Here is a 6,818-nt window from a genome sequence, read left to right as displayed (position 1 = left end):
AAACCGGCGGGAAGTCGTTGGGCAACATACGCCATTGGCATCCGGTCGTTGCAATGTAGAGGAGTGCGTCGACCACGTCGCGCAAACATGTCGTACGGGGCCGACCAGTTGTCTTCGGCGGCGACATCGAAGGCGCTATCAACGCCCATTCCGCATCCTTCATATCGCTTGCGTATTTATCGCCTTTTCGATCATGTTGACGGCGGGTGAGTTCAGTCCAAGCCATTGTGATCTCCATTCAGCTTCACAACCGAACAGAATCACAAACCACTGAACTCACTCAAATAGTTTTAAATCGGGCTCTAAGGCGCGCCGTCTTCGGTGCCGATCATCCAGCGGATACCGAAACGGTCGGTGAAGGCACCAAAGCCGGGCGTCCAGAAATGCGCCTCGAACGGCATACGGACCTCTCCGCCCTTTGATAGCGCGTCAAAGTGTTGGCGGGCGGTGTCCGCGTCCGGCAGTTCGACCATCACGTTACAGCCTGCCATGGCCGCGCCCGGTGTGGGATCCAGATCGTCGGAGCCATAGATTTGGCCGCTGCCGATCTTGAGGCTTGCGTGCATGATGGCATTGGCGGCCTCTGGCGGAAGGTGTTCTTCCATGGGTGACCCTTTGACGCGCATGAAATCAGGCGCATTTCCAAAGACAGAGGCGTAGAACAGGAATGCGTCTTCGCAGGTGCCATTGAAGAAAAGGTAAGGGACGGGCTGCATTTTCACCTCCTGTGGCGGAATGTCGCGGCAGGATAGCACGGATCGGTGCATTCCCAAAGCCTTTGGCTTGCGCGGACAGGGCTGCGGGGCTATGCCCCAGCGGGATTTAAAACAGGAGATGCGTCATGGGCTTCAAGATGGGGATCGTTGGTCTGCCGAACGTCGGCAAGTCCACGCTGTTCAACGCACTGACGCGGACGGCGGCTGCGCAGGCGGCAAATTTTCCGTTCTGCACGATTGAACCGAACGTCGGCGATGTGGCTGTGCCCGATGCGCGTTTGGACAAACTGGCGCAGATTGCGGGGTCCAAGCAGATCATTCCAACGCGGATGACCTTTGTCGATATCGCAGGTCTGGTCAAAGGCGCGTCCAAGGGCGAGGGGCTGGGCAACCAGTTTCTGGCGAACATCCGCGAGTGCGATGCTATCGCCCACGTCCTGCGCTGCTTTGAAGACGACGATATCACCCATGTCGAAGGCCGTGTTGACCCAGTCAACGACGCTGAGGTGATCGAAACTGAATTGATGTTGTCCGATCTGGAAAGCATCGAAAAGCGCCTGACGAACCTGCAGCGCAAAGTGCGCGGTGGTGACAAAGAGGCCGGTCAGCAGGTCCGTCTGCTGGAAGCCGCGCAAAAGGTGCTGGAAGACGGCAAGCCTGCGCGTACCGTCGATGTCGACCCCGAAGACGCGAAGGCGTGGCGGATGCTGCAGCTGCTGACGACGAAGCCAGTGCTGTATGTCTGCAACGTCGAGGAAGAAGCCAGCGCCACAGGCAACAGCCAGTCCGAGCGCGTGCGCGCCATGGCCGAGGCAGAGGGTAACTCTGCCGTCGTGATCTCTGCCCGGATCGAGGAAGAGATCAGCCAGTTGGACGCCGAAGAAGCAGAAATGTTCCTGTCCGAAATGGGTCTGGCCGAGGCCGGCCTCGATCGCCTGATCCGTGCGGGCTATGCCTTGCTGCATTTGCAGACCTACTTCACCGTCGGTCCGAAAGAAGCGCGCGCTTGGACGATCAACGCGGGCACATCGGCACCTAAGGCGGCTGGCGTTATTCACGGCGATTTCGAGCGTGGATTCATTCGCGCTGAAACCATTGGCTATGATGATTTCGTCACGCTGGGCGGCGAGCAGGCTGCGAAAGAAGCGGGCAAGATGCGGTCTGAAGGCAAGACTTATACCGTCAAGGACGGCGACGTTCTGCACTTCTTGTTCAATACCTAAGATGCGTGCAGAGGCCAGATTTTCGCCGAAAAATCGGCGCGCCGCGCGCTGATGCCGCGTGTGATTTCTGACTTTCGCATCGCGCGTCTGCCGGTTGGGCGGGGCAAGCTTGGGATGTGTCCGATGCCGGGGATTGGGGGCGACTATGCCGCTGATTTCCGGGCCATCCTGCGGTGGCAGCCTGCGCTTGTTGTCTCCTTGACCGGGCCTGCGGAAATGGCTGCGCTGGATCATGATCTGGGCACAGACCTAAGTCATGCGCCGCCTGATTGGACCGGGTTGCCTATGCCCTTCTCCGGTGTGCCGGACGCCCCAACAACAACGCGGTGGATTGGCCTTGAAAGCCGGATCACTTCGCAACTGGCAGCGGGTCGCCGGGTTTTGTTTCATGGCAATGGGGACTGCGGCAGGGCCGGGATGGCCGTGTTGCGCCTGATGGTTCTGCATGGCGAGCCGCCGAAGAATGCGCTGGCGCGATTGCGGGCGGTGCAGCCGGGCGCGGTCGAGGCGCACGCGCAGCAGATTTGGGCGACGCGTTAGCGGCGGCGACTGGCAGATTTGGTTGGCTTGCCCGTCCGGCGCTTGCGGGCATGGGCGGCGGCCGTTGTCTCGGTCGCTTGAGCGTCTTCGGCCCGCAGTTTGCGATAGCGGCGAACGCGTTCAGCATCGACAAGGCCTGCGTCCACGGCAGCTTGCACCGCGCAGCCCGGCTCGCCCTCGTGCTTGCAATCGCGAAAGTGGCAATCGTCAGTCAGGGCACTGATTTCCGGAAATGTCGCGTCGATGCCAAAGGTCACATCGGCGACCGCAAGGCCGCGCATGCCAGGGGTGTCGATCAGCCAGCCGCCGGTGGGCAGGACGTGCATCGACCGTTTCGTTGTGGTGTGGCGGCCGCGGGCGTCGTCTTCGCGGATATCTTGGGTTTCATCGACGCGGCCCGTCAGACCATTCGCCAGCGTTGTTTTGCCCACGCCGGATGATCCGACCAAAGCGACGGTTTTGCCCGGCCCGCACCACGGCGCGAGCGCGTCCGCGACATCCGCGCCTTTGGCGTTGATCGCGAGCACGGGGAAATCACCAAGGGCCTGCGCCTGCGCGATGTAATCGGCGGCTTCATCAGTCTGATCGGCTTTGGTCAGCAGGATCGCGGGGGCAATTTCGGCGTCATGCGCCAAGGCAAGATAGCGTTCCAGCCGGGCGACGTTGAAATCGGCGTTGCAGGACGTGACGATGAACAAGGTATCTAGATTGGCTGCGATCAGCTGGCGCTGGCTTGATTTATACTCTGCCCCGCGTTGCAGCAGGCTGCGGCGATCCAGGCGGCGGACCAAATGCGCTGATTCCAAATCGCACATCACCCAATCGCCGACGGCAAAGCTGGCGGTCGTCACGCCGGGGTCGGCAACAAGGGTCAGGGGGCCGCTGGCCGTCAGCGCGGATACATTGCGCCGGTGCACGCTGGTGATGCGCGCGGGGTGCAGGTTTGCGTCATCTGCCGTCAGCTGTTCAATTTCGAACGCCGACCAGCCCAAGGCATCAAGCGTAAGGTCGCTCAACGGGAATACTGCTTGGGAAAGGGGTAGGGCAAATGCGTGTGACCCTGACAAATGCGGGGAAAACTTAGGTGAGAGGCTGACAACGACCCAAGCGGGGCTCGTTATGGCTGCTTCCTTCCGGACCTGACCAGGTTGGCGAGGCGCTCGCCCGCGCCAACCTCTCAATTTCCATATAGCGAGGCGTAGGGCGCTGTGCAACCCGCTGCGATGTAAATGCTGATGCCGCAAGGCCGGGTTTAGGGGGAATTCCGCCCCATTCAAAACATTGCGCATTGCAGCGGCTCATGCGATTGCAAGTGCATGAAAATTGCAGAGACCGTGACATTCGCCGGAGGCGGCCTTGATCGTGCGGCAGAGTGGCGTTCAACCGCCGCTGACCGCGCTAAGCATGCCGATTCGCGCGTGATCGTTTTGTGGCAGGGCAAGCCGCTGATGGATGACGCGGGTCTTGTGATGCTGCCGCCCGATCACCCTATTCTGGACGATGCCGCGCCCGATTGGCTGATGCTGGGGCGTGTGGACGGTGCAGCGGTTTTTGCCGCCGATCTGTCAGGCTGGACGCCGCAAGACGATGCGGACACCGGGGCGCTGAACAGCTTTATGGATGCCAGCCTGCAGGTGCATCCCGCGCTGCCGGGCGGTCCGGCCTTTTCCGAATTGCGCGGCGTCATGACTCGCCTGACCCCGCTCGAGGCTGAACTCGCCGCCACCGCGCGGGCGATGTTCATGTGGCACGGCAGCCACCGGTTTTGCGCCAATTGCGGCACCGCCAGCGATCTGGCGATGGGCGGATGGCAGCGCAATTGCCAGACCTGCGAACGTCACCATTTTCCGCGCACCGATCCGGTCGTCATCATGTTGATTACGCATGGGAATTCTGTCCTTGTCGGTCGTTCGCCCGGCTGGCCAGAGCGGATGTATTCCCTGCTGGCCGGCTTCGTCGAGCCGGGAGAGGCGCTGGAGGCTGCGGTGCGGCGCGAAGTGTTCGAAGAATCAGGCGTGCGCGTGGGCAATGTACGCTATTTGGCCAGCCAACCTTGGCCGTTCCCCGCATCTTTGATGTGCGGCATGGCGGGCGAGGCGACGAGCCGCGATATCACGATCGACCCCGCTGAAATCGAGGATGCCCGCTGGGTGACCCGCGAAGAGATGGCTGACGTTTTCGCCGGACAGCACCCGGACATTAACCCAGCCAGAAAAGGTGCAATCGCCCATTTTCTGCTGGAAAACTGGTTGGCAGACAGGCTCGGTTAAGCTTTTTACGCGCATAAAGTACCGGGGCACCGGACAGGACAGGACAAGGCAGACTCAATGAAATTCAGCGCCCGCGAAGATATCGAAGCACCGATTGAAAAAGTCTATGCGCAGGTCACGGATTTTGCCGGGTTCGAGCGTCAGATGATGCGGCGCGGGGCCGATGTGCGCCGGATGGATCCGGGGCAGGCGGTGACGATTGGATCTGCATGGGATGTGGCGTTTACGTTTCGTAGCCGCGAACGGCGGCTGCGGGCGGTTGTCGCGAGCCTGAAGTCGCCCACGGATGTGGTGATTGATTTGGCCTCAAACGGGCTTGATGGCAAAACAACTGTGGAACTGGTGGCCCTGTCGCCCCAGCGTACGCGGCTGTCTGTGTCGATTGATCTATCGGCGAAATCGCTTTCGGCGCGTCTGCTGCTGCAATCGCTGAAGCTGGCGAAATCGAACCTGACCAAGCGCTTTAAAAAGCGGGTTGCCGATTTCGCCGTGGGCATCGACGGCGAAAAGCGCAGCGTTTAATCGCTGCGCTCGTGCCGGCGCGGGGCTGCGGGGAAGACGCCCATCAGCTTGATGTGGTCGGTAAAGTAATCCAGTTCCTCTAGCGCGAGCTGCACGTTGCGATCGTCTGGGTGACCTTCGATTTCCGCATAGAACTGGGTTGCGGTGAAGTTGCCGCCGACCATGTAGCTTTCCAGCTTTGTCATGTTCACGCCGTTCGTCGCAAAGCCGCCCATCGCCTTATATAGCGCGGCGGGGATGTTGCGCACACGGAACACAAACGACGTGACCATCGGGCCGCGGCCGCGGCGGCGCAAATCAGGCTCGCGCGACATGATCACAAAGCGAGTCGTGTTGCGGGCGTGATCCTCGATGTGGCGAGCCAGAACGTGCAGGCCGTAGATATCGGCGGCTAGTTCTGACGCCAGCGCGGCTTGGGTAATGTCGCCGCGTTCGGCCACTTCGCGTGCGGCGCGGGCGTTGTCGGCGTTGACGATTCCCTTGATGCCATGTTCGCGCAAAAAACTGGAACACTGCGGCAGAACAACAACATGACCATGCGCCTGTTTCACGTCGGAGACTTTGGCACCGGGCACGCCGAGCAGATTGACGTGCACGCGCACAAACGCTTCGTCCACGATATGCAGGCCGCTGCCGGGCAGCAGGGAATGCACATCGGCGACGCGTCCGTAGGTCGAATTTTCAATTGCGATCATGCCCAGTTCGGCATCGCCCTTGCGCACGGCCTCGATCGTGTCCTCAAACGTGCCGCAGGGCAGGGGGTCATGATCAGGCCGCGCCTCGGCGCAGGCTTGGTGGCCGTAGGCACCCAGTTCGCCCTGAAAGGCGATTTTTGCGGGCATAAGTGTGTCCCCCCAGACAAATTGGCAGCATTTGCGACAAACAGGTCGTTTCGTCGCGCCACTATAGCTTGCGTATCCGGGGGGGAAACGGATACTAGGACGCAACTGATCAAAGCGGGGTGGAACGCGACATGTTCGACACAATGACGATGACCAAGGTGGTCGGCGGCCTTTGCGGCACGTTTCTGGTGTTTTTGCTGGGCGGCTGGGCGGCTGAAGCCATTTATGTAGGGTCCGAAGGCGGGCACGGCGAAGGCGAGCACGCCGCCTATGTCATCGAGGTTCCAGAAGCTGGAACTGGTGAAGCCGCCGCTGTCGAAGAAGAAGTGCCGTTCGACGTCGCTTTTGCTGCTGCTGATGCGGCTGCAGGCGAAGGCGTGTTCCGGAACTGCCGGTCCTGCCACGCGCTAGACGGTGCCAATGGCGTCGGCCCCCACCTGGACGGTGTCGTCGGCCGCGCCGTCGATGCGGTTGATGGCTACGCCTATTCCGGCGCACTAGAGCAGGTCGCCGAAGTCTGGAGCGAAGAGAACCTTTATAACTTCCTGCAAGATCCCGCAGGTTATGCCCCCGGCACCAAAATGTCGTTCAAGGGTCTGGCCAAGCCAGAGGATCGCGCGAACCTGATCGCATACCTCGCAACCATTCCGGGCTAATTGCTCGCGCAGGTTGCGCAAGATTTGAACCGCGCCCTGCAATGGGCGC

General features: G+C 61.0%; 9 protein-coding genes and 1 other RNA gene. 5 read left to right on the top strand and 5 right to left on the bottom strand.

Going from position 1 to position 6,818, the window contains the following annotated elements; translation table 11 throughout:
- Window positions 1–226 (bottom strand): transposase (locus BM131_RS15305; RefSeq protein ID WP_139222647.1); only part of this gene is annotated, 226 nt, incomplete at its 3' end.
- 76 nt (window positions 227–302) lie between these two features.
- The gene (locus tag BM131_RS15300) at window positions 303–767 is read right to left on the bottom strand and encodes a VOC family protein (RefSeq protein ID WP_245754267.1); all 465 of its coding nucleotides are present in this window, start codon (window positions 765–767) and stop codon (window positions 303–305) included.
- A gap of 74 nt (window positions 768–841) precedes the next feature.
- Between BM131_RS15300 and ychF the strand changes: the two genes are divergently transcribed.
- On the top strand, window positions 842–1,939 hold the full coding sequence (ychF, locus tag BM131_RS15295) for a redox-regulated ATPase YchF (protein WP_090190873.1): 1,098 nt from the start codon (window positions 842–844) through the stop codon (window positions 1,937–1,939).
- Between the two features lie 123 nt (window positions 1,940–2,062).
- Complete coding sequence (locus tag BM131_RS15290) at window positions 2,063–2,479, top strand: protein-tyrosine phosphatase family protein (RefSeq protein ID WP_139222646.1); 417 nt, start codon at window positions 2,063–2,065, stop codon at window positions 2,477–2,479.
- Here BM131_RS15290 and rsgA read toward each other — a convergent pair.
- The gene (gene rsgA, locus BM131_RS15285; protein WP_090190869.1) at window positions 2,476–3,495 is read right to left on the bottom strand and encodes a ribosome small subunit-dependent GTPase A; all 1,020 of its coding nucleotides are present in this window, start codon (window positions 3,493–3,495) and stop codon (window positions 2,476–2,478) included. The genes BM131_RS15290 and rsgA overlap by 4 nt on opposite strands.
- A 66-nt stretch (window positions 3,496–3,561) precedes the next feature.
- Window positions 3,562–3,659, bottom strand: an RNA gene (gene ffs / locus BM131_RS15280) — signal recognition particle sRNA small type.
- Between the two features lie 136 nt (window positions 3,660–3,795).
- On the opposite strand from ffs, the gene nudC reads away from it, so the two are divergent.
- Both nudC and BM131_RS15270 read left to right on the top strand, forming a co-directional pair.
- Window positions 3,796–4,749: an NAD(+) diphosphatase gene (nudC, locus tag BM131_RS15275; RefSeq protein WP_090190868.1), complete on the top strand. Its 954-nt coding sequence runs from the start codon at window positions 3,796–3,798 to the stop codon at window positions 4,747–4,749.
- Between the two features lie 57 nt (window positions 4,750–4,806).
- Complete coding sequence (locus tag BM131_RS15270; protein ID WP_090190866.1) at window positions 4,807–5,271, top strand: SRPBCC family protein; 465 nt, start codon at window positions 4,807–4,809, stop codon at window positions 5,269–5,271.
- Here the strand turns inward: BM131_RS15270 and BM131_RS15265 are convergent.
- Entirely contained in the window at window positions 5,268–6,113 is an 846-nt protein-coding gene (locus BM131_RS15265; RefSeq protein ID WP_090190865.1) for a prephenate dehydratase, read from the bottom strand. The genes BM131_RS15270 and BM131_RS15265 overlap by 4 nt on opposite strands.
- A gap of 131 nt (window positions 6,114–6,244) precedes the next feature.
- Between BM131_RS15265 and BM131_RS15260 the strand changes: the two genes are divergently transcribed.
- Entirely contained in the window at window positions 6,245–6,769 is a 525-nt protein-coding gene (locus tag BM131_RS15260) for a c-type cytochrome (RefSeq protein WP_090190888.1), read from the top strand.
- Window positions 6,770–6,818 lie beyond the last annotated feature (49 nt).

The sequence above is a fragment of the Loktanella salsilacus genome (assembly GCF_900114485.1).
GTDB classification, from domain to species: domain Bacteria; phylum Pseudomonadota; class Alphaproteobacteria; order Rhodobacterales; family Rhodobacteraceae; genus Loktanella; species Loktanella salsilacus.
This window is presented reverse-complemented; position numbering and strand designations above follow the sequence as displayed.

Excerpts from the sequence above, each read along its gene's own strand:
- BM131_RS15300 (WP_245754267.1), bottom strand. The coding sequence starts at position 767 with ATGCACCGATCCGTGCTATCCTGCCGCGACATTCCGCCACAGGAGGTG.
- ychF (WP_090190873.1), top strand. The coding sequence starts at position 842 with ATGGGCTTCAAGATGGGGATCGTTGGTCTGCCGAACGTCGGCAAGTCC.
- BM131_RS15290 (WP_139222646.1), top strand. The coding sequence starts at position 2,063 with ATGCCGGGGATTGGGGGCGACTATGCCGCTGATTTCCGGGCCATCCTG.
- nudC (WP_090190868.1), top strand. The coding sequence starts at position 3,796 with ATGAAAATTGCAGAGACCGTGACATTCGCCGGAGGCGGCCTTGATCGT.
- BM131_RS15270 (WP_090190866.1), top strand. The coding sequence starts at position 4,807 with ATGAAATTCAGCGCCCGCGAAGATATCGAAGCACCGATTGAAAAAGTC.
- BM131_RS15265 (WP_090190865.1), bottom strand. The coding sequence starts at position 6,113 with ATGCCCGCAAAAATCGCCTTTCAGGGCGAACTGGGTGCCTACGGCCAC.
- BM131_RS15260 (WP_090190888.1), top strand. The coding sequence starts at position 6,245 with ATGTTCGACACAATGACGATGACCAAGGTGGTCGGCGGCCTTTGCGGC.